The organism is Nocardia sp. GTS18 (assembly GCF_013839555.1).
In the GTDB taxonomy this organism is placed as follows: domain Bacteria; phylum Actinomycetota; class Actinomycetes; order Mycobacteriales; family Mycobacteriaceae; genus Nocardia; species Nocardia rosealba.
In genome coordinates this window covers 63,968-90,374 of sequence record NZ_JACBIU010000014.1, presented here as the reverse complement: position 1 = coordinate 90,374, position 26,407 = coordinate 63,968, and the positions used below count along the sequence as shown (strand labels likewise).

The window sequence follows — 26,407 nt, the reverse complement described above, 5'->3', positions numbered from 1 at the left end:
GCCCGAATTCAAAACGTCACCGACGGTGCTCGGCGGCGTATTCGGGATAGTCGGGCGCCGGAGCGCCGCGCATGTGCCTGCGGCCCCGGGTGATCGTGCGCCGGGTGGTGGTGAGCGTCTCCTCGAGTGCGGCGAGTTTGCCGTCGAATTCGGCCATCCGCTGATCGACGTATTCGTCGCATTCGGCGCGGACCCGGTCGGACTCGGCCTGCGCCTCGTCGATCAGGCGCGCGGACTCGGCGTGCGCGGCCCGCACGACCTCGGTCTGCGAGACCAGGCGGGCCTGCTCGGCCTCGCCGTCGGCCACCGAGCGCTCGTAGGAGGCCTTGCCCGCCTCGATGGCCCGGTCGGCGTCGATCTGGGCGCGGCCGGTGAGTTCGTCGTATTCGGCGTTGCCGTCGGCGACCACCTGGTCGGCTTCGGCCTGCGCGGCCGCGACGAGACGGTCGGCGTGCGCGGTGGCCTCGGCGACCATGCGGTCGGCGTGGGCTTTGGCGTCGGCCAGGATCCGGTCGGCCTCGGCGCGCGCGTCCTCGACGGTGGTGCGGGCCTGCTCGTTGGCCGAGGTGATGGTGGTCTCGGCGCCCGCACGAGCGTCGCCGACGATCTTGTCGCGGTGGTCGAGTACGTCCTGGGCGTCGTCGAGTTCGCCGGGTAGGGCGTCCCGGACGTCGTCGAGCAGCTCGAGGACATCACCTCGGGGCACGATGCAGCTGCGGGTCGGCGGGATGCCGCGCGCCTCCTCGACGATGGCGACGAGCTCGTCGAGTGCTTCGAATACGCGATACATGCTCACTACCCTCCTGCGGACTCACGGCGAAAAACGGCTACCGCCGTGCCCAGTCTGCCCGTGATCGGCCGGTGTGCCGAATGTCGGCGCGGTGTGTCGCGACAGTGTCCGAGATCGCACAGATATCAAGTGGAGTGCAACCCTCCACTTCGCTACGATCGAAGGGCACGACAACGGCGTCGACGCCTGTACCGCGATCGGAGCGATCATGACCGTCCTGGAAACACCGAAGTATCCGGTGACGAGCGTTTTCACACCCTGGTTCGCCCCGTACCCGACGACGATGCCCGCCGCACCCGCGGCCCGGCCCCGGCTCGACCGTGCCCTCGAGTACCTACGCGGCGACCATGCCTTCCCCCAGCTCATCCGGTTCGCCCTGGTCGGCGGCGCCAGCAATATCGCCTATGTGCTGCTGTTCTTCACGATGATCGGCACCGGCCCGCTGGTGGCCAATGTGGCCGGCTCGATCGTGAGCACCGTGATCGCCAACGAACTGCACCGTCAGCTCACCTTCCACGCCACCGATCGCGTCGGCTGGTTCACCGCACAGTGGGAAGGTGGTGGGCTCGCCCTGCTCGGGCTGGTCATCACGACCGCGAGCCTCGGCGCGCTCGGCGTCTGGGCCCCCAGCCTCGGCGATGTCGCCCAGGCGCTGGCCGTCCTCACCATCACCGCCGCCGTCGGCGGCCTGCGCTTCCTGGCGCTCAGAGGCTTGTTCCGCCTCTCCGCGAATTCAGGCCAGGCTTAGGCACGGGCGGAATTGCGTCGGCGGCCAGACGAAGGTGAGTGGTCGCCGGAGCCGGTGCCCGGCGAGTTACCCATGTGCTCGCGAGATCAGTTCTTGCGTTCCGCGAGGCGGTCGAGGAGGCGCTTGTGGACCGCGGGTGGGAGCATGTCGCTCACGTCACCGCCCAGGGCCGCTACTTCCTTCACGAGGGAACTGGACAGGAAGCTCAGCGAAGGGTTGGTGGCGATGAAGAAGGTGTCGACACCGGCCAGTTTGTGGTTCATCTGCGCCATCTGCAGTTCGTAGCCGAAGTCGCCCGCGTCGCGCAGACCCTTCACGATCGCGCTCACGCCTTCCTTCTTGGCGAAGTCGACCGTGAGGCCCTGCCAGGAGGCGACGCGCACGTTCGGCAGGTGCGACACCGATTCGCGCAGCAGTTCCATGCGCTCCTCGACGGTGAACATCCCCTGTTTCTTGGGGTTCACGTTGACGGTGACGATCACCTCGTCGAACTGTGCGGCCGCGCGGGCGAACACGTCGAGGTGACCGTTGGTGACCGGATCGAAGGAACCGGGGCACAGTGCTGCAGCCATGACTCAGACGCTAGCACCGTATTCGGCGAGCTCGATCCTGGTCTCCCCGTATTTTCGTGCTTTCAGCACCGAATACCCTGCGGGCCAGGTGATTTCGGGTGAACGGATCGAGCGTTCCACCACGACCAGCGCCTCGGGTGCCAGCCAGCCGTGCTCGGCGAGGGCACGCAGGTCGGCGGTGACGTCGTCGGTGCTTACGTCGTAAGGCGGGTCGGAAAACACCACGTCGTACGCAACGGGAGCCGGACGAGCCAGTACCGAGGCGACGCTGCCGAGCCGCAGTTCGGCGCCGGGCAGGTTCAGCTCGGCGATATTGGCGCGCACCACCGCACCCGCTTTGCGATCGGCCTCGATCAACAACGCCTGGGACGCGCCGCGCGAGAGCGCTTCGAGCCCGAGCGCGCCCGATCCGGCGTACAGGTCGAGTACCCGTGCGCCGTCGAGATCGAGCCGGGCGTCGATGGCGCTGAACAGTGCCTCGCGCACCCGGTCGGAGGTGGGCCGGGTACCCGCGGGCGGCACCGTGAGGCGCCGCCCGCCGGCCACACCGGCGATGATGCGGGTCATTCCGACTCGCGCGCGGCCAGTTCCACCAGCAGATCCCCACCTTCGACCTGCTGCACCTTGGCGGTGGCGATGCGCCGGACCACACCGGCCCGCGGCGCGGTGATGGCCGCTTCCATCTTCATGGCCTCGATGGTGCCGACGGTGTCGCCTGCGTTGATGGTGTCGCCCTCGGTGACCGCGAGAGTGACCACGCCGGCGAACGGGGCAGCGATGTGGCCGGCGTTGTTCTTGTCGGCCTTCTCGGCGGCAGGCACCTCGGAGGCGACCGACCGGTCGCGCACCGCGATCGGGCGCAGCTGCCCGTTCATGATGCACATGACCGTCCGCATGCCCTTCTCGTCCGGCTCGGAGATGGCTTCCAGGCCGATGAGCAGGGTGACGCCCTTCTCCAGCTGCACCCGGTGCTCCTCGCCGCGGCGCAGACCGTAGAAGAACTGGTTCTCCGACAGGCCGGTGGTGTCGCCGTACTTCTCGCGGTGGGCCAGGAACTCGGCGGTCGGGCCGGGGAACAGCAGCCGGTTGAGGGTGGCGCGCCGTTCTTCGGAGGTGCCGTCGAGCCCGGCCTGATCGGCTGTGGTGAGCGGGGTTTCCGGCTTGGGTTCGTTGCGGCCGGCCAAGGCCTTGCTCCGGAACGGTTCGGGCCAGCCTCCGGCCGGTTCGCCCAGTTCGCCGCGCAGGAATCCGATCACCGAGTCCGGGATGTCGTAGCGGCCGGGGTCGGCGGCGAAGTCCTCGATGTCCACGCCGGAACCGACCAGAGCGAGGGCCAGATCGCCGACCACCTTCGACGACGGCGTCACCTTGATGAGGCGGCCCAGCAGCCGGTCGGCCGCCGCGTACTTGGCCTCGACCTCCTCGAACCGGTCACCGAGGCCGAGCGCGATCGCCTGCTGACGCAGGTTCGACAGCTGACCGCCGGGGATCTCGTGGGTGTACACGCGCCCGGTCGGCGCGGGCAGCCCCGACTCGAACGGCGCGTACACCTTGCGCAGCGCCTCCCAGTACGGCTCGAGATCGCACACGTTCTGCAGGTTCAGGCCGGTATCGCGCTCGGTGTGCGCGGCCGCGGCGACGATCGCCGACAACGCGGGCTGCGACGTGGTGCCCGCCATCGCGGCGCTCGCGCCGTCGACGGCGTCGGCGCCTGCCTGCCAGGCGGCGAGGTAGGTGGCGAGCTGACCGCCGGGTGTGTCGTGGGTGTGCACGTGCACCGGCAGGTCGAAGTTGCTGCGCAGCGCGGTGACCAGCTTCGCGGCCGCAGGTGCGCGCAGCAGACCGGCCATGTCCTTGATGGCCAGGACGTGGGCACCCGCGTCGACGATCTGCTCGGCCAGCTTCAGGTAGTAGTCGAGGGTGTAGAGCTGCTCGTCGGGGTTCAGCAGGTCGCCGGTGTAGGACATGGCAACCTCGGCGATCGAGGTGCCGGTCTCGCGGACCGCGTCGATGGCCGGGCGCATCTGGTCGACATTGTTGAGCGCGTCGAAGATGCGGAAGATGTCGATGCCGGTGGTGGCGGCCTCGGACACGAACGCCCGCGTCACCTGCTCCGGGTACGGCGTGTAGCCGACGGTGTTGCGGCCGCGCAGCAGCATCTGCAGACAGATGTTCGGCACCGCCTCGCGCAGCGCGGCGAGGCGCTCCCACGGGTCCTCGTGCAGGAAGCGAAGCGCCACATCGTAAGTCGCGCCGCCCCATGCCTCGATCGACAGCAGCTCGGGAGTGAGCCGGGCGACGTGGCCCGCCACACCGAGCAGGCCGTTGGTGCGCACCCGGGTGGCGAGCAGCGACTGATGCGCGTCGCGGAAGGTGGTGTCGGTGACGCCTACGGCCTTCTGCTCGCGCAGAGCCTTCGCGAAACCTTCCGGTCCGAGGGCGAGCAGACGCTGGCGCGAACCGTCCGGCGGCGGCACCGTCAGGTCGACGGCGGGCAGCTTGTCGTACGGGTACACCGTGGTCGGGCGGTCGCCGTTGGGCTTGTTGACGGTGACATCGGCCAGGTAGGTCAGGATCTTGGTGCCACGGTCGGCCGACCCACGCGAGGTGAGCAGCTCCGGTCGCTCGTCGATGAACGAGGTGGTCACCCGGCCCGCCTGGAAATCGGGGTCGTCGAGCACCGACAGCAGGAACGGGATATTGGTCGTCACGCCACGGATGCGGAACTCGGCCAGCGCGCGGCGGGCACGCGCGGCGGCCGCGGGCAGGTCGCGGCCGCGGCAGGTGAGCTTGACCAGCATGGAGTCGAAGTAGGCGCCGATCTCCGCGCCCAGGTTCGCGCCACCGTCGAGACGGATGCCCGCGCCGCCGGGCGTGCGGTAGGCGGTGATGCGGCCGGTGTCGGGACGGAAACCGTTGGCCGGGTCCTCGGTGGTGATGCGGCACTGCAGCGCGGCGCCGCGGATCGCTACCTTGTCCTGGCTCAGGCCCAGGTCGGCGAGGGTTTCCCCGGCCGCGATGCGCAGCTGCGACTGCACCAGGTCGACATCGGTGATCTCCTCGGTCACCGTGTGCTCCACCTGGATGCGCGGGTTCATCTCGATGAACACGTGGTTGCCGCGCTCGTCGAGCAGGAACTCGACCGTGCCCGCGTTGCTGTACCCGATCTGGCGGGCGAAGGCGACGGCGTCGGCGCAGATCCGCTCGCGCAGCGCCGGGTCGAGGTTCGGGGCGGGCGCGAGCTCGATGACCTTCTGGTGGCGGCGCTGCAGCGAACAGTCGCGCTCGAACAGGTGCATCACATTGCCGTGCTGGTCGGCCAGGATCTGCACCTCGATGTGGCGCGGATTCACCACCGCCTGCTCGAGGAACACCGTCGGGTCGCCGAAGGCCGACTCGGCCTCGCGCGAGGCGGCCTCGATCGACTCGCGCAGCTGCTCCGGCGCGGCGACCCGGCGCATACCGCGCCCACCACCACCGGCCACGGCCTTGACGAAGATCGGGTACTCGAGCTGCTCGGATGCGGCGAGCAGCTCGTCGATGTCGGCACTCGGTTCGCTCGACTTCAGCACCGGCAGACCGGCGGCCCGGGCGGCCTCGATCGCGGTCGCCTTGTTGCCCGCCATCTCCAGCACCTGCGCCGACGGGCCGATGAAGGTGATGCCCTCGCGTGCGCAGGCCGCGGCGAGGTCGGGGTTCTCCGACAGGAAGCCGTAGCCGGGGTAGATGGCGTCGGCGCCCGCGCTCTTGGCCGCGTCGATGATCGCCTCGATCGAGAGGTACGCCCGGACCGGATGCCCCTCCTCGCCGATCTGATACGACTCGGCCGCCTTCAGCCGGTGGACGGAATTGCGGTCCTCGTGCGGGAAGACCGCGACCGTTCCGATGCCGAGTTCGTAGGCCGCGCGGAAGGCACGGATAGCGATCTCGCCGCGATTGGCGACCAAGACTTTCGAGAACATTGGACCACGGTACCCGGCCGCACCGACCCGTCCGGCACGCAAGGTGGGTTCGCAGCATTCTTCACCGCCGCCCCCGCCCACCTGCGAACCGGCGGTTACGCGGCCGTCACATCTCACCGCCGCGCGCCGCCTCCGGTGCGATCGGCGCCCACGATCGCTTCGCATGTTACGCACGAGTAATCCGCGGCAGAATCCCTTGCGGGACTGCACTTCTCCTAGGGCATTCCCCACTTTCAGCGAACATTGCGAACCAGCGGCGCTAGGATCCTGGCGTGCGGAAGATGTACGCGGGGGCCAGACTTCGACGGCTACGCGAAGAACGACGGATGACCCAGGCCGCGCTGGCCAAATCGCTCGATCTCTCGCCGAGTTACCTCAACCAGCTCGAACGCGATCAGCGTCCGCTCACCATTCCCGTTCTGCTGAAATTGAATTCGACCTTCGACCTGGACGTGCAGTTCTTCGCCGCCGATTCCGACGCGCGGCTGGTCTCGGACCTGCACGAGGTGCTCGTCGAGGCGGCGGGCGGCGGCGACACCGCACCGATCACCGAGGTGGAGGAGCTGGCCACCCGGTTGCCGGAGGTGGCGCGGATCGTCATCGCCATGCACCGGCGGCTGCGCGCGGCCACCGATCAGCTCGATCTGCTCTCCTCCCGCGTCGACACCCCGACCGGCGCACCGGGCACACCGCTGCCCTACGAGGACGTCCGGGACTTCTTCTACGACCACCGCAATCACATCGCCACCCTCGATCACGCCGCCGAGCAGCTGTTCGAGGAATCGGGGCTGAGCATCGGTTCGCTGGACCGGCAGCTGGCGCGGATCGCCGAGGAACGCGCGGGCGTCACCGTGCTCGTGCGGGGCGACGGCGCCGACCCGTCCATCCCCAAACGCCACTACGACCCGGACACCCGCACGCTCACCCTGGCCCGGCGGTTGCGGCCCGGGCAGCGCGCGTTCCAGATCGCGTCCACTCTCGGCCTGCTGCTCTACGGCCGCGAGATCGACAATGTGCTCGCCGAATCCCGGGCACTGGTCGGGGAGTCGCGAACGCTGGCGCGGGTGGGGCTGGCCAACTACTTCGCCGGGGCGCTGATCCTGCCCTACGGGCGGTTCCTGCGGTCGGCCGAGGAACTGCGCTACGACGTCGATTTGCTCGGGTTGCGGTTCGAAGTCGGGTTCGAAACGGTCTGCCACCGGCTGGCGACGCTGCAACGACAGGGTCAGCGTGGGGTGCCGTTCTTCCTGGTACGCACCGACCGTGCGGGGAACATCTCGAAACGTCAGTCGGCCACGGCTTTTCACTTCTCCCGCGTCGGCGGCAACTGCCCGCTGTGGGTCACCCACGAGGCCTTCGCCCACCCGGGACGCATCCTCACCCAGGTCGCGGAGATGCCCGACGGGCGCCGCTACCTGTGGATCGCGCGCACCACACCCGCCACGGCACAGGGATACGGCACTGCGGCGAAGAACTTCGTCGTCGCGCTCGGGTGCGATATCGAGTACGCCGACCGGCTGGTGTACTCGCAGGGAATGCAGGTGGACGACCCGAATATCGCCGTGCCGATCGGGGCCGGGTGCAAGGTGTGCGAACGACCTGCCTGCCCACAGCGGGCATTCCCGCAGATCGGACGGCCGCTGGCGGTCGCCGAGCACACGGCGACCGATCTGCCGTACCCGCGTCTGCCGCGGTGAACCCTGGGCGGGCGCGCCGGGCAAACCGCGTGGTCCTCTCGGAACTCCTAAGACTTGGCGAGGTACTCGAGTCGTTCGCCGTCGACAGCGGCGTTCATCATGCCCGCCAGGCCTGGGTGTTTCACCAGGCCGGGGTCTTCGGCGACGATCCGGCGGGCCAGGTCCTGGGCGGCGGTGATGACCTCGAGGTCGTCGAGCAGGGAGAGCAGGCGCAGCGAGCGCGCGGTGCCGGACTGGGCCGAGCCGAGTACGTCACCTTCCCGGCGCTGACGCAGGTCCAGTACCGACAGTTCGAAGCCGTCGGTGGTGGCGGCGACCGCTTCCAGCCGGGCCATGGCGGTGCCGCCGGGTGCGGTATCGGTGACCAGCAGGCACAGGCCGGGGTGTTTGCCGCGGCCGATGCGCCCGCGCAGCTGGTGCAGCTGGCTCACGCCGAACCGGTCGGCGTCGACGATCACCATCACGGTGGCGTTCGGCACGTCGACACCGACCTCGACCACGGTGGTGCACACCAGCACGTCGATCGCGCCGTCGTTGAACTGTCGCATCACGTGGTCTTTCTCGTCGGACGGCAACCGCCCGTGCAGCAGGCCCACGCGCACACCCGCGAGCGGTCCGGTACTCAGCGTCTCGTACATGTCGACCGCGGCCTGGGTCGTGGGGCCTTCCTTCTCTTCGGCCTTCTTGCCCTTGGCCGGTGGCGCGTCCGGATCCTCGCCGATGCGCGAGCACACCACATAGGCCTGCCTGCCCTGGCCGACCTCTTCCACGATGCGTTCCCATGCCCGCTCCACCCAGGCAGGATGCAGTTTGCGCGCGACGACTTTCGACGTGATCGGCGAACGACCCTTGGGCAACTGGGTGAGCGTGGAGGTTTCCAGATCACCCAGGGTCGTCATCGCGATCGTGCGCGGAATGGGGGTGGCGGTCATGACGAGCAGATGCGGACTCACGCCGCCTTTCGCTTTGGCGCGCAGCGCGTCTCGCTGTTCCACGCCGAAACGGTGCTGTTCATCGACCACCACGAGACCGAGGTCGAAGAACTCGACCGCGTCCTGGATGAGGGCGTGGGTGCCGATGACGAGGCCCGCCTCGCCGGTCACCGCGTCGAGCAGCGCGGACTTCTTCGCCGCCGCCGACATGGAGCCGGTGAGCAACACCACCTTGGTGGAATTCTCGGCGGCGCCGAGTTCGCCCGCGGCGCCCAGATCGCCGAGCATCGCGCGCAGCGACCGGTAGTGCTGTGCGGCAAGAACTTCCGTCGGGGCGAGCAGGGCGCACTGGCGACCGGCGTCCACCGCCTGGAGCATGGCGTGCAGGGCGACGATCGTCTTACCCGAACCCACCTCGCCTTGCAGCAGGCGGTGCATGGGGCGGATGCGCGACATGTCGTCGGAGATCTCGTCGATCACCTGCCGCTGCCCTTCGGTGAGTTCGAAGGGCAGCCGCTGGTCGAAGTCGGCGGCGATGCCGTCGGTGCGTGGCGGGCAGGCGGGGGCGGTGCGGCCCTCCACCTCGTGACGGCGTTCGGCCAGCACCAGCTGCAGGGCGAGGGCCTCGTCGAAACGTAAACGGTCCCTTGCCCGCTCGATATCGAGCTTGTGTTCGGGCAGGTGGATCAGGCGAAGCGCGTCCGACACCTCGAGCAGGTTGCGTTCCTCGCGCAGCTCCGCCGGGAGCGGGTCGTCGATCGGGTCGAGCTGGTCGAGGACCTGGCGGATACAGGCGAGCAGATCCCAGCTCTGCACCTTCGCCGTCGCCGGATACACCGGGACGAACTCCCGCTCGAAGAACGAAGCATCCACTCCCCCGGCGCCTTTGGCGCTCTGGGCCAGCCCGCGCAACGCACCGCTGCCACGCACCGAGGTGAGCTGCTCCACGCCCGCCTCGGCTTTGTCGGGCAGGATCAGGTAGTCGGGGTGCGAGAGGTTCCAGCGGTCGGGGCGCCACCAGTGCACGGTGCCCGACATCATCGCCCGCACACCGTCTTTCACCAGGTAGCGAACCTTGTCACCGTTGAAGAAGGTGGCCTCGATGGGACGGGTGGCGCCGGTGTCGAGTTGCACCTTCAGCAGCGAGCCGCGGCGGTTCTTCATCGGGCGCAGTTCGGTTTTGGTGATCCGGCCGATGACGGTGATGTGGGCACCCTCTTCCGGTTCCTCCTCCGTCAGCGGCTGCCCCTGGGTGGCGTAGCGCGCGGGGTAGTGGCGCAGCAGGTCTTCGACGGTGGTCATGTCGAAGGCTTCGGCCAGGCGGTCGGCGGCCTTCACGCCGAGTACGTGGTCGAGCCGGTCGCTCAGTGTCGTCATCGTCTACTCGACCCCAATCTGCACCAGATCCGCTTGCTGCCCACCGGAATACACCACCACATCCACGCCGGGGAATCCGGCGCGCACATGATCGGCGAGAATCTGCCCCAGTTCGTGCCCGGCGCCCGCGCCCATCAGCAAGGTCACCAATTCCCCACCGAGACCGAGCATCCGGTCGAGCAGGATGCGTCCCGCGCCGACCACGTCCGGGTCGATCACCACCACGTCATCGCCGACCAAGCCCAAACCGTCACCGGGAGAACAGGTTCCGACCATCGTCAGCGCACGCACCCGGGCCGCCCGCAGCGCACCCCAGCGGGTGGTCGCCGCCGCCTCGGACATGGCGAAGGCGTCGTCGACGGCGATCCGCCCTCGATCGTGGACCGCGAGCGCGGCGAGCCCCTGCACCATCGAGGCGCTCGGCAACAACAGCACGTCGCGCGAACCGTCACGTGCGGCGACACCGACGGCGACCAGTTCCTGCGCGGGCAGGGCACCGTTGGGCAGCACAAGCACCTCGCGGTGCGGCATCGCCCGGATCGTCCGCAGCAGGATGTCGGCGTCGAAGGCCTCGTCCTCCCGCAACACCACCGCGCCCGCGTCCTCGAAAAGCTCCGCCGCATCGGCACCGGCGACGACGGCGACAACCCCTCGGTCAGCGAGCCCATCGGTGGAAAGGGTGGTTCGCCCCACCGAGCTCGCGTCGACCGGAGCCGACTCCGCGTGGTCGCCGACGCCGTTGTGCGCTGTGACGGCGAAACTTTCGACCCGGATGGCACTCAACGCCCCGACCGCAAGCCCAGCCTCGATCGCCGCACCCGCGTCACGGCAGTGCACATGCGCCGACCAGGTGCTATCCCCGTCGCCGACCACGACGACGGAATCGCCGAGCACCGCCAACCGCTCCCGCAACACCCCCGCGCCCGCGTCGTCGGTGCCGGAGATCACATACATGACCTCGAAATGCGGGTCGGCGCCGCGCCCCCGGTCCTCGTCCACTCGTAGACCGTCGCGTTCTCCGCGCACCCCGTCGCGGCCAGAAAACGACTCGTCCGGGTCGCCGCCCGGCCCGCCCTCAAGCCCGCGCGCCTCGCCATCCCGGCGTCTCGGCACTTCGCCATCCTGGCGCCCCGGCACTTCGCCATCCTGGCGCCCCGGCACCTCGTCATCCCGGCGCCCCGCCGCCTCGCCATCCCGGCGCCCCGGCCCCTCGCCATTCCAGCGTGCCGGCCCCTCGCCATTCCAGCGCCCCGGCGCCTCGTCGTGGTCACCGCACGTCCCGGCGTGTTCGCCGAACCCACGACCACCGAGCGCCGCACCGCGATCACACCGGGCATCGGCTCCACCCGCATGCGCGCCGACCGACCTGGGCAGCTGCCCCTCACCACGTCCGCGCTCGGAACTGCTGATCGACTGCCTGTGCCGACGCTCCGCACCCGTTGCCGGTGTCGCGCCGCCACTTCGCTCACGGGCGTAGGTATGGCGTTCGGGAGCCACACCACACACCTCGGCGACAAGGCAGTCAAGCAGTACCAGCAGACCGCGCGCACCGGCGTCGACCACGCCCGCAGCCCGCAGCACACCCAGTTGGGCGGGCGTCTCGTTCAGCGCACGGGCGGCACCATCGGCCGCTGCCTTCGCCACACTCTCCAGCGAGGAGTCGCCGGACTCGGCGGCAGCGACGGCGGCCCGGTCGAGCACCGTCAGAATCGTCCCCTCCACCGGCGCACTCAACCCCTGCCGCACCAGCACCGCCGCCCGCCGCAACGCCACCCGCAACCGCTCCCCGGTCAACGGCCCGGACACCACCGCCTCGGCGATCCCCCGCAATACCTGCGAAAGAATGATCCCGGAATTGCCCCGCGCCCCGGCCGTGGCGCCACGGGCCAGCGCCTTCGCCACCTCCCCGGCCCGACCATCGCCCAGCGCGCCGCCGCCCGCGATCTCCGATCGCTCCCCGGGAACCGGCGTCTGCACGCCACGATCACCTGGCACCGCATCAGCCGACTGCGCGCCGGTCGAAGCCGGCACACTCGGCGAAGAGTCGGCCGACATGGCCTCAGCCGCCCCACCCGAAACCGCTCCACCCACTGGCGCGACGGCTACCGAGTCGGTCGCATGACGCGTCTGCCCCAGCTCGGGCTGCACGCGCGACCACTCCTGCGCACCGTCGTCGGCCTCGGCGGCAGCGAGGGCGGCCCGCATCGTGGCCAGGAGGTTGGTTCCGGTGTCGGAATCGGCGATGGGGAAGACGTTGAGGGCGTCGATCTCGGATCGGCGGGACTCGAGGCCCGCGCGGCAGGACCTGGCCCATGACAGCAGCGCGGCGCCGTCGAGCGCCTCGGGCACCTGCGTCACCGTCACCTCGTTCCCCGTCGGCCGTGCTCGACCGCCGAGCATCGCAGCCAGGTTAGCGCCAGCGACCGACAGCAGTACCCTGACCACGGGCGCACCCCGTGTCCGCGTCGTCGAGCAGGACACCCGGTTTGGAAGTTCCCGGCCGGGCCCGCTACGCTTGCAGGGTTGCCTCGTGCGGCCTCGACAGGTCTGCGCTGGCCGATGCAAGTCGGCAAGGCATTTGACGACATCAGTTTCCGGTTCAGCGGCACACGTGCGCGCTGACCGCTTATGACATGAAGGAGCTCGCGACATGGCTGCCGTTTGCGACGTCTGCGCCAAGGGCCCCGGTTTCGGGAAGTCGGTCTCGCACTCGCACCGGCGCACCAACCGTCGCTGGAACCCGAACATCCAGACCGTGCGTGCGCAGGTTGCCCCTGGCAACACCCGCCGGATGAACGTGTGCACCTCCTGCCTCAAGGCGGGCAAGGTCGTCCGCGGCTGATTTCCGGCCCGTACATTCTGCCGACAGTGCCCCGGCACCCTTCGTGGGTTGTCCGGGGTTTTGTCGTCGAACGGGTGATTCGTGATTGAGTGGCGGATCGGCCCGGCGAGCGCCGCGCACATCACCGCGCTCGCGGCCTGCCACATCGCCAGCTGGCGGGAGGCCTACGACTCGCTGGTCCCCGCCCACCTGCTCGCCGCGTTCGATCTCGACAGCTCGGCGATCACCTGGGAACGCCGCCGCACCGACGGTCGTTATCGGCTGCTCGTCGCCTGTCACGGCGACGACCTGATCGGCTTCGCCGCCGCGTCACGGCAGCCGACCGGCAGCGAGCTGGAAGCGCTGTATGTGCGCGCCGCCTGGCACGGCACCGGCGTGGCCGACGACCTGCTCGCGGCCACCGTCCCCCACGCGGCCTGCAGTCTGTGGGTGCTCGGCAACTATCCGCGCGCGCACGCCTTCTACCGCAGGCACGGTTTTGCCGATACGGGTCTGCGCCGCACCGACCCGTTCACGCTGCTGCCCGAACAACACTGGCGGCGCGCCCCTAGCTAATGTGACGGGCATGAGTAGCGAACCGGTCGTCGTCGACGGCGTACTGCACCTGACCATCGCGACCGCGGCCGCGGGCACCTCGCTCGATTTCGACCTGATCAACGCGGGCACCGCCGCCCTGCGTTCGCTCGGCGACGAGGTGGGCGCGATCCTGATCACCGGTGCGGGCGCCAACTTCTGCGCCGGCGGCAATGTCCGTCACTTCGCCGGTGCCGACGACCGAGGCGCCTTCCTGCACGAGCTGGCCACCCAGCTGCACGACTTCGTGCGCGCCCTCGCCGCCGCCCCCGTCCCCGTCGTCGCGGCGGTGCACGGCTGGGCGGCCGGTGCGGGCATGAGCCTGGTGTGCGCGGCCGACATCGCCATCGGCGGTCCGTCGACCCAGATGCGTCCCGCCTACCCCGGCATCGGCTTCACCCCCGACGGCGGGATGTCGTGGTCGCTGCCGCGCATCGTCGGCGTGAGCCGGGCCCGCGAAATCCTGTTGACCGACGCCGTGATCGGCGCCGAACAGGCCGAACGACTCGGACTGCTCAGCCGGATCGTCCCCGACGACGAGATCCGCACCGAGGCCCTGCGCGTGGCCACCGACTTCACCACCGGCCCCCGCGCCGCCTACACGGCCATGAAAAAGCTGCTGGCCCAGTCGCCGACGGCAACATTGGACCAGCAGCTCGACGCGGAACGCGACAGCATCGCCGCCGCCGCGAACAGCAGCACCGGGCGCGAAGGCGTCGACGCCTTCGTCGCCAAGCGCAAGCCCGACTACACGAACCTCGCCTGACCGGCGCTCACGCCGGAACTCCGCCACCACGGATTTTCGGCCGCCTCGGATCCGAGGGGCGAGACGTAACGGCGAAGCCGAAGTATCGCCCCTCGGATCCGAGGCCCTCAGGGCCGAAAATACCGCGGCGCCAGCCGCTTTAACACACAGCGCCCAGGGCGCTGAAAGTGTTCTGCAGGATGCAGGTGACCTTGGCGTTGACGCCGGAGGAGATGGTCGAGGTGCCGGTGGAGGTCCATTCCTCGCCGACGGGGCTGGTCGCGACCGGGGTCGCCTGCTCGTTGTAGGGCTCGAGCTGCAGGCCCGCGGCCGAGGCCGAGCCCGCGCCCGCGGTGATGGCGGCGGCGACGGCGGCGGTCGCGAATGCGGCGCGAACGGTTGTGGTGTGCATCCGGTTGTGCTCCTTCATCATTTTCTTCTCGTGCGGGCGGCACCCCGGGTCAGGGCAACCGCCAGTCGACAGGATCGGCGCCGAGTTCGTCGAGCAGTTCGTTGACCCGGGAGAAGGGTCGTGACCCGAAGAACCCGCGTGAGGCGGACAGCGGCGAGGGGTGTGCCGATTCGATGTAGGGGATCTCGGCGGCGACCAGGGTCGGCTTCAGCGAGCCCGCGTCCCGGCCCCACAGCACGGCGACGAGCGGTTCGTCGCGGTCGACGAGCGCACGAATCGCCTGCTCGGTCACCGCTTCCCAGCCCTTGCCGCGATGCGAGGCCGGGCTGCCGGGCGTGACGGTGAGCACCCGGTTCAGCAGCAGCACACCCTGATCCGACCACGGGCTCAGGTCGCCACACTTGGGCGTATCGAAGCCGAGGTCCTTGGTGTACTCGGCGAAGATGTTGGACAGACTACGCGGGATCGGCGAAACATCCGGCGCGACAGAGAAACTCAGTCCCATCGCGTGGCCGGGAGTCGGGTAGGGATCCTGGCCGACGATCAGCACACGCACCGCGTCGAACGGGCGCCGGAACGCGCGGAGCACGTTCTCCCCGGCGGGTAGATATCCGCGTCCGGCGGCGTTCTCCGCGCGCAGGAACTCACCCATCTCGCTGATGCGGTCGGCAACCGGTTCCAGGGCCCGGGCCCAGCCCGGGTCGATGATCTCCGACAGTGGTTTGGCACCCATGACCGCACAACCTATCGTTCGCCGGGCGCGGCCGTGGCGCCTGCCCCACGGAACGATTCCCACCCGGTGGCACCGGCGGGCCGCGCACCGTCGACGGTGACGCCGCTGCCTGCGGCAACGACCCCGATGGGCCGCCAGCCCGGCGGCAGCGCGGTCGCGGGCGACCAGGTGCCGACGAAGGCGTGGTCCTCTCCCCCGGTCAGAATCCATTGCCCCGCATCGGCTTCGAGCCGGGCGGCGACCACGTCCAGTTCAGGGTCGGTGAGAGCGGCGGCGTGCACGTCGATCGCGACGCCGGAGGCGGCGGCGAGGTGGCCGAGGTCGGCGAGCAGCCCGTCGGAGACATCGGTGAGGGCGTTGGGGATGTGGACGCCGAACACGTCGATCACCTCGGCATAGGGCGGCTGCGGAACCCGGTGTGCCGTAAGCGCGTGTGCGAAGGCAGGATCGGAAACATCTGCTCCGCTGGACAATACGGCCAGCCCTGCGGCCGACCAGCCGAGTTCGCCTGCGACAGCGACGATATCGCCCTCGACCGCACCGGAGCGGGTGAGCGCACCCTGCCCACCGAGGTCGCCGAACGCGGTCACCGAGATCACCAACTGCTCGCTGAGCACCAGGTCGCCGCCCGCGATGGAACCGCCGGCACGCACGGCCTCGGCCCACATCCCGTCGGCGATACCCTCGACGACCCGTACCGGAGTGTCGGCGGGACAACCGAGCGCGACGACGAAACCGGTGGGCCGCGCCCCCATCGCCACCACGTCGGCGGCGTTCTGCGCGATCGCCTTGCGCCCGATCTCGGTCGGCGTCGACCAGTCGAGCCGGAAGTGCCTGCCCTCCACGAGCATGTCGGTGCTCACCACGAACCGGCCGTCGGGCGCGGCGAGCAGCGCGGCGTCGTCGCCCGGGCCGAGCAGCACGTGCGCGGCCTGCTCGCGACCGGCGTTGATCCGGTCGATCAAGGCGAATTCACCCAGCTCACGCACCGTCTGCGAACGGCTGTCCTCGCTGATGACCGACTCCTTCCCGCTGTGCTCCCGACCGACGAAATCGCCACGACGGTACCCTTTCGGAGGCGATCGGGCACCACCGACGGTGCGCGGCGCAGGCGACGAGGAAAGGACCACGCGGCTATGGCGGAATCGTCGGACCCGACAGCGGACGATCGCGACGAGGCGACCGGGCCCGAGGACACTGCCGAACCGTCAGCCCCCCGCAAGGCCCCTCCAGGAGCGGAATTGGCCGACGACGAGAGCCCTGACGACAAACCGGCCGCCGACAGCCAGTACTCCCCCGCGCTCATCGCCACCGCCGTGGCGCTGCCTATCGTGCTGATCGTCGGCGTCCTCGTGGCCGCCTTCCTGATCCTGCGCGCCCCCGTCGAACGCGAACCGCTCCCGCTCGGCCCGGTCCCCGCGCCCGCCGCCGACGGCCCCGCCTGCGCGGCCCTGCTGCCTGCGCTACCCGCCGACCTGGGCGACTACACCAAATCGACCCTCGCCGAACCTGCCCCGCCCGCCACCCGCGCCTGGCAGCTGCCCGAGGGCGGGGAGCCGATCGTGCTGCGCTGCGGCCTGGACCGGCCGCTCGAGTTCAACCGTGCCTCACCGCTGCAGGAGGTCAACGGGGTGAAGTGGTTCCAGGTTCGCGACGAGACGGCCAAGACGGGCACGTGGTTCGCCGTCGATCGCGAAACCTACATCGCCCTGACAGTGCCCGACGGGTCGGGCACAGCCGCTGTGCAGACGGTCTCCGACACGATCACCGCGAACCTCCCCGCCCAACCGATCAACCCTGGCGAGCTGTAATTTTGGCGGCTGGCGCCGCGGGATTTTCGGCCCGGAAGGCCTCGAATCCGAGGGGCGATACTTCGGCTTCGCCGTTACGTCTCGCCCCTCGGATCCGAGGCGGCCGAAAATCCGTGGTGGTTCCGCCGCCGGGTCAGCGCAGGCCGGTGCCTCGGGCTACGGCGGTTTCGATGAGGGTGGACACCAACGTCGGGTAGTCGATGCCGGTCGCTTCCCACATGCGGGGGTACTGGGAGATGGGGGTGAAGCCGGGCATGGTGTTGATCTCGTTGATGACCGGGCCGTCGGCGGTGAGGAAGAAGTCGACTCGGGCCAGGCCCTGGCAGTCCAGGGCGCGGAAGGCACGCACCGACAGGGCGCGGATCTCGTCGGCGACGGCGTCGTCGAGCTTGGCGGGTACGTCGAATTCGCACACGTCGTCGAGGTATTTGGTGGCGAAGTCGTAGAACTCGGGGGCTGCGGCGTCGGCGTCGGGCATGCGGATCTCGGAGACGACGCTGCCCCGCACGTCACCGTCGGCGAATTCGAGGACACCGCATTCGACTTCGCGGCCCACGATGCCCGCCTCGACGATCACCTTGGGGTCGTGGGCGCGGGCGGTGGCGACGGCGTCGTCGAGGGCCGACCAGTCGGTGATCTTGGTGATGCCGATGGACGAACCGCCGCGCGCGGGTTTCACGAAGGCGGGCAGGCCGATGCGGTCGCGTTCCTCGGCGGTCAGGGTCTGGGTGCCGGGACGTAACACCACCTGCACACCGACCGGAAGCGATTCGGCGGCCAGCAGTTTCTTGGTGAATTCCTTGTCCATCCCGGCCGCGCTGGCCAGCACACCGGCGCCCACATAGGGCACCCCGGCCAGCTCGAGCATGCCCTGCAGCGTGCCGTCCTCGCCGAACGGGCCGTGCAGGATGGGGAAGACCACATCGACGGTGCCGAGCGTGGCGGTCGGATCGTCCAGGGCGACGAGCGCGCCGGAACGGCCGGGGTCGGCGGCCAGGGTGAGCGCGGTGCCCGTGGCATCGACGGCGGGCAGTTCGCCGTGGCTGAGCGTGAGTTCGCCGATCCCCTCGGCAAGCACCCAGCTGCCGGTGGTGGTGATCCCGATGGGCACCACCTCGTAGCGTCGCGGATCGAGGTTGCGCAGGACGCTGCTCGCCGACACACACGAGACGGCGTGCTCGCTGCTGCGCCCGCCGAACACCACAGCTACCCTGATCCGTTCCGTCATGAACGTCACCGTAGTAGGTTCGCGCCGCCGCGGCGGCATCGGCCTTATTCGGGTTTCATGCGCCTGCCGAGCAGGCTGCCGACGGCCTCGTTCACCGAAAGCCCCTCGTGGCACACCTTGTGCACCGCGTCGGTCAACGGCATCTCCACCTGGTGTTCGGCCGCGAGTGCCCGCACCGATGTGCACGACTTCACACCTTCGGCGACCTGACCGTTGGTCGCCTCCTGCGCGGCCTGCATCGACCCGCCCTGTCCGAGCACATACCCGAAGGACCGGTTGCGCGACAGCGGCGAGGTGCAGGTGGCGACGAGGTCGCCCACGCCGGCGAGTCCGGCCAGCGTCACCGGTTGCGCGCCGAGCGCCACCCCGAGCCGCATCACCTCGGCCAGCCCGCGGGTGATGAGACTGGCCACGGAGTTGTCGCCGAGTCCCATGCCCGAGGCGATACCGCAGGCCAGGGCGATGACGTTCTTACACGCGCCGCCGATCTCACAACCCACCACATCGGTATTGGTGTAGGGCCGGAAATAGCCGGTGGCACAGGCATGTTGGGCCTGCTGTGCGCGTTCGGTGTCGGTGCAGGCGATCACGGTGGCCGCGGGCTGACGTTCGACGATCTCGTGGGCGAGATTGGGCCCCGACAGCACCGCGATGCGGCCCTGTTCGGCGCCGGTCACCTCCGCGATCACCTGGCTCATCCGCAGCAGCGTTCCGGTCTCGATGCCCTTGGCCAGGCTCATCAGCGTGGCGTCGGCGCCGATGTCGTCCTTCCAGTGGCCGAGATTGGCCCGCAGCGACTGCGACGGCACCGCGAGCACCACCAGATCCGCGCCGTCGAGCGCGATCCGGTGATCGTGGGTGGCCCGGACGGGCGGCAACTGCACGCCCGGCAGGTAGAACGGATTCTGATGCTCGGTGTCGAGCGCGCGAGCCACTTCTTCGCGCCTGGCCCAGATCGTCACCTCGGTACCCGCTTCGGCCAACACCTTCGCGAATGCCGTGCCCCACGACCCAGCACCCATAACCGCAGCCCTCGTCATCAGCCCAATATGCCATGCAAGGATCGAGACCATGCACACCGTGCACGCCGTGATGGCGGTCAAGCACCGAGACCGGGCCAAGAGCCGGTTGTCGGCCGTGCTCAGCGCCGACCAGCGCGCCCGGCTGGTGCTGGCCATGTTCGCCGACACTGTCGAAGCGGCCGCCGCCGTGCCCGCGATCGGTTCGCTGACCGTCGTCACCCCCGACGCCGTCGTCGCCGCCCGTGCACGCGAACTAGGCGCGCACGTTCTGGCCGAGCCGCCCGCCGACCGCGACCCCCTCAACACCGCACTCACCGCCGCGGCCGACGACGTACGCCACCGCAGTGGTCCGGTCCGCCTGCTCGCCCTGCAGGCCGACCTGCCTGCCCTGCGCACCGCCGAGCTCGTCGACTTCCTCGCCGTCGCGCCCGCCACCCGCGCGGTGGTGATCGATCACACGGGGACCGGCACTTCGGCATTGCTGGCCGGTACCGCACCGGACGCGCTCGCACCACGCTTCGGCCCCGATTCGGCCCGCGCCCACCGCGAACACGGCGCCGTCGTCGTGCCCGGCCACTGGCCGGGCCTGCGCTGTGACGTCGACACACCCGAGGATCTGGACGCCGTGCGCGCGCTCGGGGTCGGCGTCCACACCGCCGACGCGCTGCGGGAGTTCGGAATCACCACCCACCGAACCGATCCCGTCCGCACGGTGTGCTAGCCGGTCGCCGCACCAGGAGTTCACCCGATGTCATGCTGCGGACCACGCGGTCCGTAGGGGATGATTGACAGCGTGAGCGACACGGAAACCATCAAGTCCCTGCCCCCGATTTCCCCGCCACCTGCGGCCGCCATCGCCTCGGGCGCCGACGGCAGTTCGCAGCGATTGCCACGCGATCGCTACCTCAACCGGGAACTGAGCTGGCTGGACTTCAATGCCCGCGTGCTCGCCCTCGCCGAGGATGCCTCCCTGCCGTTGCTGGAGCGCGCGAAGTTCCTCGCGATCTTCGCCTCCAACCTCGACGAGTTCTACATGGTCCGGGTCGCCGGGCTCAAACGCCGCGCCGAGACCGGGCTCTCGGTGCGTTCCGCCGACGGCCGCTCACCGTCCGAACAGCTCGAGATGATCACGGCTCGCGCACAGGAACTCGCCGAGCGGCACGCGAAGGTCTTCATCGATTCGGTGAACCCGGCGCTGGCAGGCGCGGGCATCGACATCATCGGCTGGTCGGGCCTCGACGAAGCCGAACGGCAACGTCTTTCGAACTATTTCACCGATCAGGTCTTCCCGGTCCTCACACCGCTGGCCGTCGACCCGGCCCACCCGTTCCCCTACATCTCCGGCCTGAGCCTCAATCTCGCCGTGACGGTGAAGGACGCGGGCACCGGCGGCGAGCACTTCGCCCGCGTGAAGGTGCCCGACAACGTCGACCGGTTCGTCCGCGTGCGCCGCACCGGCGCGCCGTCGGCCATCGCGGCCTTCCTGCCGATGGAAGAACTCATCGCCGCCCACCTCGATCTGCTGTTCCCCGGCCTGAACGTGGTGGAGACCCATTCGTTCCGGATCACCCGCAACGCCGATTTCGAGGTCGACGAGGACCGCGACGAGGACCTGCTGCAGGCGATGGAACGCGAACTGGCGCGTCGCCGTTTCGGCAAGCCGGTGCGGCTCGAGGTCTCCGACGACATGACCGAGCACATGCTGGAGTTGCTACTACGTGAGTTAGAGGTCGACCCCGCCGATGTGATCCAGGTGCCCGGCCTGCTCGACCTGTCGTGCCTGTGGCAGGTCTACGGCGTCGACCGGCCCGAACTCAAGGACGCGCCCTACGTACCGGCCACCCCCGCCGCGTTCGGTGAGCGCGAGACCCCCCGCAATGTCTTCAGCGCGCTGCGCGAGGGCGACGTACTGGTGCACCACCCCTACGACTCGTTCTCCACCAGCGTGCAGCGGTTCATCGAACAGGCCGCCGCCGATCCGCAGGTGCTGGCGATCAAGCAGACCCTGTACCGCACCTCCGGTGACTCCCCCATCATCAACGCCCTGATCGAGGCCGCCGAGGCGGGCAAGCAGGTGGTGGCCCTGGTGGAGATCAAGGCACGTTTCGACGAGCAGGCCAACATCAAATGGGCGCGGGCGCTGGAACAGGCGGGCGTGCACGTGGTCTACGGCCTCGTCGGCCTCAAGACCCACTGCAAGACGTGCCTGGTGGTGCGCCGTGAGGGATCGACCATCCGCCGCTACTGCCACATCGGCACCGGCAACTACAACCCCAAGACGGCGCGCCTGTACGAGGACGTCGGGTTGTTCACCGCGGCACCGGAGATCGGCGCCGACCTGACCGACCTGTTCAACTCGCTCACCGGGTACTCCCGCAAGGAGGACTACCGCAATCTGATGGTCGCCCCGCTCGGTGTCCGGGCGGGCATCATCGAACGGATCGACCGTGAGATCGAGCTGGCACGTGAGGGTTTCGACGCTCGTATCCGGCTCAAGGCCAACGCGATCGTCGACGAGCAGATCATCGACGCCCTCTACCGCGCCTCTCAGGCAGGCGTGCCGGTGCAGATCGTGGTGCGCGGCATCTGCGGCCTGCGCGCGGGCGTGCCGGGCCTCAGCGAGAACATCGAGGTGCGCTCGATCCTTGGCCGCTTCCTCGAGCACTCGCGGGTACTGCAGTTCCAGGCCCAGGAACAGACCTGGATCGGCAGCGCCGACATGATGCACCGCAATCTCGATCGCCGGGTGGAGGTGATGGTGCAGGTGAAGGATCCGCGTCTGACCGAGCAGCTCGGTGTGGTCTTCGATTCCGCGCTCGACCCCATGACGCGCTGCTGGGTGCTGCTGCCCGACGGTTCCTGGCAGGCGAGCCCCACCGACGCCGACGCCAACCAGGTGCGCGACCACCAGGAATTCCTCATGCGGTTGCGTCGTCCCGAACAGCCGTGAGCAAGCACGCACAGGAGAAGCCCGAACCGATGCGCGACCCGCGGGTCCGGCCCAATATCCATGCCGCAGGGGCGGTTCTGTGGCGTGCGGGCGCCACCGGACCGGAGATCGCGGTGATCCACCGGCCCAAGTACGGCGACTGGTCACTACCCAAGGGCAAGCTCGATCCCGGCGAGACACCGGTGGTCGCGGCAGTGCGCGAGGTCGGCGAGGAGACCGGCCTGCCGTGCACGCTCGGGCGTTATCTCGGCCGGGTCACCTACCCGATCCCGGGGCATCGCCAGCTCAAGCGGGTGGACTACTGGGCCGCCGAGGCGGCCGAGGGCGAGTTCACCGAGAACTCCGAAGTCGACCAGCTGCGCTGGATTCCGCTCGACGACGTGATGGACGAGCTGTCGTACCCGATGGACCGCCAGATCGTGCGCGTCTTCGCCCGTCACCCACCGAAAACGGCCACCGTGCTGCTCGTCCGCCACGCCAAGGCGGGCAAGCGCTCCGAGTTCGACGGTCCGGACGACCAACGCCCGCTCGAGGCCGCCGGACGACGGCAGGCCGCGGCTCTCGTCCCGAATCTGCTGGCGTTCGGAGCATCCCGGATCTATTCGGCCGATCCCCTGCGCTGTATCCAAACCGTTACCCCGTTGGCGGAGCATCTGAACGCCGAAATCAATTGCGAGCCAATGTTTTCCGAGCAAGGTTACGATTCAGCGAAAGATGCGGCGCGGCAACGATTTCTGTCGTTGGTAACAGATCGGGGTGTACCGGTGGTCTGCAGTCAGGGCGGCGTGATTCCCGATCTGACACAGTGGCTGGCGCAGCGCGACGGACTCACCCTGCCGCCCGCTCGTAATCGCAAGGGCAGCGTCTGGGCTTTGTCGTTCATCGGGGACCGATTAGTCGCGGCGAACCATATGGATCGTGCGTTGTCTACGGGAATCGTCACCGGCTGAACAAAAGTTACCCCGCACAGCCGAAACGGCCCCGGAATTCCGGGGCCGTTCTCGGTCCAGTGGTGGGTGATGCGGCTTTACGTGCACATTCCCCGACCTGATCCCGCTGCGGCAGGATCAACGAGCACGACGGGTGGCTGTCTTCTTCGCAGCAGTCTTCTTAGCAGGAGCCTTCTTAGCAGCGGTGGTCTTCTTGGCCGCCGTGGCCTTGGTAGCGGTGGTCTTGGCGGCGGTGGCCTTGGTGGCAGTCTTCTTGGCCGGAGCCTTCTTTGCCGCCGTGGTCTTCTTGGCGGCGGTGGCCTTGGCCGCCGTCGTCTTCTTGGCGGCGGGAGCCTTGGTCGCGGCCTTGCGGGCCGTGGTCTTGGCCGGACCCTTCGACGGCGTGGCCTTCTTGGCCGCGGTCTTCTTCGCCGCGGTCTTCTTGGCTGCCGCCTTCTTCGCCGCCACGGGCGCATTCACGCCACGCTTCACGGCAGGGCCGGACGCGGCCAGCTTCTGCTTACCCGCGATCACCGCTTTGAACTGAGCGCCCGGCCGGAAGGCAGGCACCGAAGTCGCCTTCACCTTCACGGTTTCACCGGTACGCGGGTTACGGGCAACCCTGGGAGCACGCTTGCGCTGTTCGAACACACCGAATCCGGTGATGGTGACGCTTTGACCTTTGTGCACGGCACGGACGATGGTGTCGACCACGTTCTCGACAGCCGCAGTAGCCGTGCGCCTGTCCGTACCCAACTTTTCGGTCAGAACGTCGATCAGTTCCGCCTTGTTCATTGAATCCTCCGCAGACTAATGGCCCGTCGTCGGACCGACTAGGTACCACGGTAAACCCAGTTTGAGCAAGAGTCTATGTGCCACGCCAAAATTCATGTGGTTTAGCACACGTCCAGCTACCGCTCCCAGGGAAGCGCCCCTAAGCGCCCCAGCCGATTACGCCGGTGAAATAGGCTCCGGCAGCGTCACGGGTTTCCATGACGGCCTTCCCTTTTCGAACTCGGTGATCGCGTCGCCTTGCCGCAGCGTGAGGCCGATGTCGTCCAAACCCTCCAGCAGACGCCAGCGGGTGTAGTCGTCAATATCGAACGGCAACACGATGGTTCCCGCCGTGACGGTGCGCGCCGACAGGTCGACAACCAATTCGAGGCCGGGTTGTTCCTCGATGAGCTTCCAGAGCATTTCGACATCGTTCTGTGACATCTGCGCGGCCAGCAGACCACCCTTGCCCGCATTCCCACGGAAGATGTCGGCGAAACGCGAGGAGATCACCACTCGAAAGCCGTAGTCCGACAGCGCCCACACCGCGTGCTCACGCGAGGAACCGGTGCCGAAATCCGGCCCGGCCACCAGAACGCTGCCGCCGCGGTACGGCTCGGTGTTGAGAATGAAGTCCGGATCGGTACGCCAACCGGCGAACAGACCGTCCTCGAAACCGGTACGAGTCACGCGCTTCAGGTAAACGGCGGGGATGATCTGATCGGTGTCGACATTGGACCGGCGCAGCGGTACCCCGATGCCTTTGTGAACAGTGAAGGCTTCCATAACGATTCTCCTTCGATCGTGGTGGTTCGGGGCCGCTCAGGCCAGATCGGCGGGCGAGGACAGGGTGCCGCGCACCGCCGTGGCGGCGGCGACCAGCGGCGAGACCAGGTGGGTACGCCCGCCCTTGCCCTGTCGGCCTTCGAAATTGCGGTTGGAGGTGGAGGCGCAGCGCTGACCCGGTTCCAGCTGATCCGGATTCATCCCGAGGCACATCGAACAGCCCGCCTGGCGCCATTCCGCACCGGCCGCGGTGAAAATCTCGCCGAGTCCTTCTTTTTCCGCCTGCGCGCGCACCCGCATCGAGCCGGGTACAACCAGCATTCGCACACCGTCGGCGACGCGGCGGCCCTTCAAAACATCGGCGACGGCACGCAGATCCTCGATGCGGCCATTGGTGCAGGAACCGACGAAAACGGTATCCACGCTCACCTCACGCAGCGGCATTCCCGGCGTCAGGTCCATGTAGCGCAAGGCCTTCTCGGCGGACTCGCGCTCGGACTCGTCGGCGATCTGGGCCGGGTCGGGCACGTTCGCGCCGAGCGGCAGGCCCTGACCGGGGTTGGTGCCCCAGGTGACGAACGGGGTCAGCGTGCCGGCGTCGATGTGCACCTCGGCATCGAAAACCGCGTCCTCGTCGGTCTTCAGCGCCTCCCAGGCGGCCACGGCGGCGTCCCAGTCGGCGCCCTGCGGTGCGTGCGGGCGGCCCTTCAGGAATTCGTAGGTCACCTCGTCGGGGGCGATCATGCCCGCGCGGGCGCCCGCCTCGATCGACATGTTGCAGATCGTCATCCGCGCTTCCATCGACAGTTTGCGAATGGCCTCGCCGCGATATTCGAGCACATACCCTTGGCCGCCACCGGTGCCGATTTCGGCGATCACGGCCAGGATCAGGTCCTTGCTCGTGACGCCGGGCGCCAATTCGCCGTCGACGGTGATGGCCATCGTCTTGAACGGGCGAAGCGACAGCGTCTGGGTGGCCAGCACGTGCTCCACCTCGCTGGTGCCGATGCCCATGGCCAGCGCGCCGAACGCGCCGTGGGTCGAGGTGTGGCTGTCGCCGCACACCACGGTCATGCCCGGCTGGGTCAGCCCGAGCTGCGGACCGACCACGTGCACGATGCCCTGTTCGGCATCGCCCATCGGGTGCAGGCGCACACCGAACTCGGCGCAGTTGCGGCGCAGCGTCTCCACCTGGATGCGCGAGATCGGATCGGCGATCGGCTTGTCGATGTCGGCCGTTGGGACGTTGTGGTCCTCGGTGGCGATGGTGAGGTCGGGCCGGCGGACCGGCCGTCCGGCCGCGCGGAGCCCGTCGAAGGCCTGCGGGCTGGTCACCTCGTGCACGAGGTGCAGATCGATGTAGATCAGGTCGGGTTCGCGGGAAGTGCCGTCACCGTTGCCGGGGACGACGACGTGCTGTTCCCACACCTTCTCGGCCAGTGTGCGGGCGCGCTCGGCCATTGCTTGATCACCTTTCGACGGGCATACTTGGTATCTCAACATATGAGAAGTTAGTATCGTTCT

Annotated in this window: 23 protein-coding genes; 9 read left to right on the top strand and 14 right to left on the bottom strand. The window is 68.8% G+C overall.

All coding sequences use genetic code 11. The features are described from left to right. Nucleotides 1–16 precede the first annotated feature (16 nt). Nucleotides 17–790 (bottom strand): DivIVA domain-containing protein, encoded by a 774-nt coding sequence (locus HYG95_RS14445; protein ID WP_067493372.1) that lies wholly within the window; start codon nt 788–790, stop codon nt 17–19. 208 nt (nt 791–998) lie between these two features. On the opposite strand from HYG95_RS14445, the gene HYG95_RS14440 reads away from it, so the two are divergent. Next, nucleotides 999–1,538, top strand: a complete 540-nt coding sequence (locus HYG95_RS14440; protein ID WP_181698457.1) for a GtrA family protein — start codon at nt 999–1,001, stop codon at nt 1,536–1,538. 86 nt (nt 1,539–1,624) lie between these two features. Here the strand turns inward: HYG95_RS14440 and coaD are convergent, their stop codons facing one another. The 3 genes from coaD to HYG95_RS14425 are packed head-to-tail and all read right to left on the bottom strand — an operon-like array spanning nt 1,625 to nt 6,072. Further along, nucleotides 1,625–2,110 (bottom strand): pantetheine-phosphate adenylyltransferase, encoded by a 486-nt coding sequence (gene coaD / locus HYG95_RS14435; RefSeq protein WP_181698456.1) that lies wholly within the window; start codon nt 2,108–2,110, stop codon nt 1,625–1,627. A 3-nt stretch (nt 2,111–2,113) separates the two neighbouring features. Then, the gene (gene rsmD / locus HYG95_RS14430; protein ID WP_181698455.1) at nt 2,114–2,677 is read right to left on the bottom strand and encodes a 16S rRNA (guanine(966)-N(2))-methyltransferase RsmD; all 564 of its coding nucleotides are present in this window, start codon (nt 2,675–2,677) and stop codon (nt 2,114–2,116) included. Further along, nucleotides 2,674–6,072, bottom strand: a complete 3,399-nt coding sequence (locus tag HYG95_RS14425; protein WP_181698454.1) for a pyruvate carboxylase — start codon at nt 6,070–6,072, stop codon at nt 2,674–2,676. The genes rsmD and HYG95_RS14425 overlap by 4 nt, the downstream gene beginning before the upstream one ends. Nucleotides 6,073–6,344: 272 nt before the next feature. Here HYG95_RS14425 and HYG95_RS14420 point away from each other — a divergent pair, with 272 nt between their 5' ends. Continuing rightward, a complete protein-coding gene (locus HYG95_RS14420; protein ID WP_084456592.1) occupies nt 6,345–7,769 on the top strand; it encodes a short-chain fatty acyl-CoA regulator family protein in 1,425 nt (474 codons plus the stop codon). A 47-nt stretch (nt 7,770–7,816) separates the two neighbouring features. Here the strand turns inward: HYG95_RS14420 and recG are convergent, their stop codons facing one another. Both recG and HYG95_RS14410 read right to left on the bottom strand, forming a co-directional pair. After that, the gene (gene recG / locus HYG95_RS14415) at nt 7,817–10,078 is read right to left on the bottom strand and encodes an ATP-dependent DNA helicase RecG (RefSeq protein ID WP_181698453.1); all 2,262 of its coding nucleotides are present in this window, start codon (nt 10,076–10,078) and stop codon (nt 7,817–7,819) included. 3 nt (nt 10,079–10,081) lie between these two features. Beyond that, entirely contained in the window at nt 10,082–12,478 is a 2,397-nt protein-coding gene (locus tag HYG95_RS14410) for a DAK2 domain-containing protein (RefSeq protein ID WP_181698452.1), read from the bottom strand. 250 nt (nt 12,479–12,728) lie between these two features. Here HYG95_RS14410 and rpmB point away from each other — a divergent pair, with 250 nt between their 5' ends. The 3 genes from rpmB to HYG95_RS14395 all read left to right on the top strand — a co-directional run bounded on the left by rpmB (nt 12,729) and on the right by HYG95_RS14395 (nt 14,259). Beyond that, nucleotides 12,729–12,920 carry a 50S ribosomal protein L28 gene (gene rpmB, locus HYG95_RS14405; protein ID WP_011210730.1) on the top strand — a complete coding sequence of 64 codons (192 nt, stop codon included), beginning with the start codon at nt 12,729–12,731 and terminating at the stop codon, nt 12,918–12,920. Between the two features lie 81 nt (nt 12,921–13,001). Continuing rightward, complete coding sequence (locus tag HYG95_RS14400; RefSeq protein ID WP_181698451.1) at nt 13,002–13,475, top strand: GNAT family N-acetyltransferase; 474 nt, start codon at nt 13,002–13,004, stop codon at nt 13,473–13,475. Nucleotides 13,476–13,485: 10 nt separating this feature from the next. Beyond that, nucleotides 13,486–14,259 (top strand): enoyl-CoA hydratase/isomerase family protein, encoded by a 774-nt coding sequence (locus tag HYG95_RS14395; protein ID WP_181698450.1) that lies wholly within the window; start codon nt 13,486–13,488, stop codon nt 14,257–14,259. A 139-nt stretch (nt 14,260–14,398) separates the two neighbouring features. On the opposite strand, the gene HYG95_RS14390 is transcribed toward HYG95_RS14395, so the two are convergent. The 3 genes from HYG95_RS14390 to HYG95_RS14380 are packed head-to-tail and all read right to left on the bottom strand — an operon-like array spanning nt 14,399 to nt 16,372. Further along, nucleotides 14,399–14,650 carry a hypothetical protein gene (locus tag HYG95_RS14390; RefSeq protein WP_225279155.1) on the bottom strand — a complete coding sequence of 84 codons (252 nt, stop codon included), beginning with the start codon at nt 14,648–14,650 and terminating at the stop codon, nt 14,399–14,401. A gap of 49 nt (nt 14,651–14,699) precedes the next feature. Next, nucleotides 14,700–15,383 (bottom strand): uracil-DNA glycosylase, encoded by a 684-nt coding sequence (locus HYG95_RS14385; protein ID WP_181698448.1) that lies wholly within the window; start codon nt 15,381–15,383, stop codon nt 14,700–14,702. A gap of 11 nt (nt 15,384–15,394) precedes the next feature. Next, nucleotides 15,395–16,372: a thiamine-phosphate kinase gene (locus tag HYG95_RS14380; protein WP_370465796.1), complete on the bottom strand. Its 978-nt coding sequence runs from the start codon at nt 16,370–16,372 to the stop codon at nt 15,395–15,397. Between the two features lie 147 nt (nt 16,373–16,519). On the opposite strand from HYG95_RS14380, the gene HYG95_RS14375 reads away from it, so the two are divergent. Further along, nucleotides 16,520–17,194 (top strand): DUF3515 domain-containing protein, encoded by a 675-nt coding sequence (locus HYG95_RS14375; RefSeq protein WP_181698447.1) that lies wholly within the window; start codon nt 16,520–16,522, stop codon nt 17,192–17,194. 133 nt (nt 17,195–17,327) lie between these two features. Here HYG95_RS14375 and HYG95_RS14370 read toward each other — a convergent pair whose 3' ends face one another. Further along, nucleotides 17,328–18,422 carry a D-alanine--D-alanine ligase family protein gene (locus HYG95_RS14370; RefSeq protein ID WP_181698446.1) on the bottom strand — a complete coding sequence of 365 codons (1,095 nt, stop codon included), beginning with the start codon at nt 18,420–18,422 and terminating at the stop codon, nt 17,328–17,330. Nucleotides 18,423–18,466: 44 nt separating this feature from the next. After that, nucleotides 18,467–19,462, bottom strand: coding sequence for an NAD(P)H-dependent glycerol-3-phosphate dehydrogenase (locus HYG95_RS14365; protein ID WP_067636818.1), 996 nt, complete (start codon nt 19,460–19,462; stop codon nt 18,467–18,469). 31 nt (nt 19,463–19,493) lie between these two features. Between HYG95_RS14365 and cofC the strand changes: the two genes are divergently transcribed. From cofC to HYG95_RS14350, 3 genes are read left to right on the top strand one after another with little or no spacing between them, the layout of a single operon-like run. Further along, nucleotides 19,494–20,165 carry a 2-phospho-L-lactate guanylyltransferase gene (gene cofC, locus HYG95_RS14360; protein ID WP_181698445.1) on the top strand — a complete coding sequence of 224 codons (672 nt, stop codon included), beginning with the start codon at nt 19,494–19,496 and terminating at the stop codon, nt 20,163–20,165. A gap of 60 nt (nt 20,166–20,225) precedes the next feature. Further along, a complete protein-coding gene (locus tag HYG95_RS14355) occupies nt 20,226–22,394 on the top strand; it encodes an RNA degradosome polyphosphate kinase (RefSeq protein ID WP_181698444.1) in 2,169 nt (722 codons plus the stop codon). Nucleotides 22,395–22,423: 29 nt separating this feature from the next. Further along, complete coding sequence (locus HYG95_RS14350) at nt 22,424–23,344, top strand: bifunctional NUDIX hydrolase/histidine phosphatase family protein (protein ID WP_181698471.1); 921 nt, start codon at nt 22,424–22,426, stop codon at nt 23,342–23,344. Between the two features lie 117 nt (nt 23,345–23,461). On the opposite strand, the gene HYG95_RS14345 is transcribed toward HYG95_RS14350, so the two are convergent. The 3 genes from HYG95_RS14345 to leuC form a co-directional block, all read right to left on the bottom strand. Then, the gene (locus HYG95_RS14345; RefSeq protein WP_181698443.1) at nt 23,462–24,118 is read right to left on the bottom strand and encodes an HU family DNA-binding protein; all 657 of its coding nucleotides are present in this window, start codon (nt 24,116–24,118) and stop codon (nt 23,462–23,464) included. Between the two features lie 156 nt (nt 24,119–24,274). Then, nucleotides 24,275–24,883 (bottom strand): 3-isopropylmalate dehydratase small subunit, encoded by a 609-nt coding sequence (gene leuD / locus HYG95_RS14340; RefSeq protein ID WP_181698442.1) that lies wholly within the window; start codon nt 24,881–24,883, stop codon nt 24,275–24,277. 36 nt (nt 24,884–24,919) lie between these two features. Beyond that, nucleotides 24,920–26,344, bottom strand: coding sequence for a 3-isopropylmalate dehydratase large subunit (gene leuC, locus HYG95_RS14335; protein WP_181698441.1), 1,425 nt, complete (start codon nt 26,342–26,344; stop codon nt 24,920–24,922). Nucleotides 26,345–26,407: the final 63 nt, after the last annotated feature.

What these genes read in the sequence shown, in the direction of transcription:
- HYG95_RS14355 (WP_181698444.1), top strand. Translation starts at nt 20,226, where the DNA reads ATGATTGACAGCGTGAGCGACACGGAAACCATCAAGTCCCTGCCCCCG.
- coaD (WP_181698456.1), bottom strand. Translation starts at nt 2,110, where the DNA reads ATGGCTGCAGCACTGTGCCCCGGTTCCTTCGATCCGGTCACCAACGGT.
- HYG95_RS14440 (WP_181698457.1), top strand. Translation starts at nt 999, where the DNA reads ATGACCGTCCTGGAAACACCGAAGTATCCGGTGACGAGCGTTTTCACA.
- HYG95_RS14375 (WP_181698447.1), top strand. Translation starts at nt 16,520, where the DNA reads ATGGCGGAATCGTCGGACCCGACAGCGGACGATCGCGACGAGGCGACC.
- rsmD (WP_181698455.1), bottom strand. Translation starts at nt 2,677, where the DNA reads ATGACCCGCATCATCGCCGGTGTGGCCGGCGGGCGGCGCCTCACGGTG.
- HYG95_RS14390 (WP_225279155.1), bottom strand. Translation starts at nt 14,650, where the DNA reads ATGCACACCACAACCGTTCGCGCCGCATTCGCGACCGCCGCCGTCGCC.
- HYG95_RS14410 (WP_181698452.1), bottom strand. Translation starts at nt 12,478, where the DNA reads ATGCTCGGCGGTCGAGCACGGCCGACGGGGAACGAGGTGACGGTGACG.
- recG (WP_181698453.1), bottom strand. Translation starts at nt 10,078, where the DNA reads ATGACGACACTGAGCGACCGGCTCGACCACGTACTCGGCGTGAAGGCC.
- HYG95_RS14385 (WP_181698448.1), bottom strand. Translation starts at nt 15,383, where the DNA reads ATGGGTGCCAAACCACTGTCGGAGATCATCGACCCGGGCTGGGCCCGG.
- rpmB (WP_011210730.1), top strand. Translation starts at nt 12,729, where the DNA reads ATGGCTGCCGTTTGCGACGTCTGCGCCAAGGGCCCCGGTTTCGGGAAG.
- leuD (WP_181698442.1), bottom strand. Translation starts at nt 24,883, where the DNA reads ATGGAAGCCTTCACTGTTCACAAAGGCATCGGGGTACCGCTGCGCCGG.
- HYG95_RS14445 (WP_067493372.1), bottom strand. Translation starts at nt 790, where the DNA reads ATGTATCGCGTATTCGAAGCACTCGACGAGCTCGTCGCCATCGTCGAG.
- HYG95_RS14395 (WP_181698450.1), top strand. Translation starts at nt 13,486, where the DNA reads ATGAGTAGCGAACCGGTCGTCGTCGACGGCGTACTGCACCTGACCATC.
- HYG95_RS14370 (WP_181698446.1), bottom strand. Translation starts at nt 18,422, where the DNA reads ATGACGGAACGGATCAGGGTAGCTGTGGTGTTCGGCGGGCGCAGCAGC.
- cofC (WP_181698445.1), top strand. Translation starts at nt 19,494, where the DNA reads ATGCACACCGTGCACGCCGTGATGGCGGTCAAGCACCGAGACCGGGCC.
- HYG95_RS14350 (WP_181698471.1), top strand. Translation starts at nt 22,424, where the DNA reads ATGCGCGACCCGCGGGTCCGGCCCAATATCCATGCCGCAGGGGCGGTT.
- HYG95_RS14425 (WP_181698454.1), bottom strand. Translation starts at nt 6,072, where the DNA reads ATGTTCTCGAAAGTCTTGGTCGCCAATCGCGGCGAGATCGCTATCCGT.
- leuC (WP_181698441.1), bottom strand. Translation starts at nt 26,344, where the DNA reads ATGGCCGAGCGCGCCCGCACACTGGCCGAGAAGGTGTGGGAACAGCAC.
- HYG95_RS14365 (WP_067636818.1), bottom strand. Translation starts at nt 19,462, where the DNA reads ATGACGAGGGCTGCGGTTATGGGTGCTGGGTCGTGGGGCACGGCATTC.
- HYG95_RS14345 (WP_181698443.1), bottom strand. Translation starts at nt 24,118, where the DNA reads ATGAACAAGGCGGAACTGATCGACGTTCTGACCGAAAAGTTGGGTACG.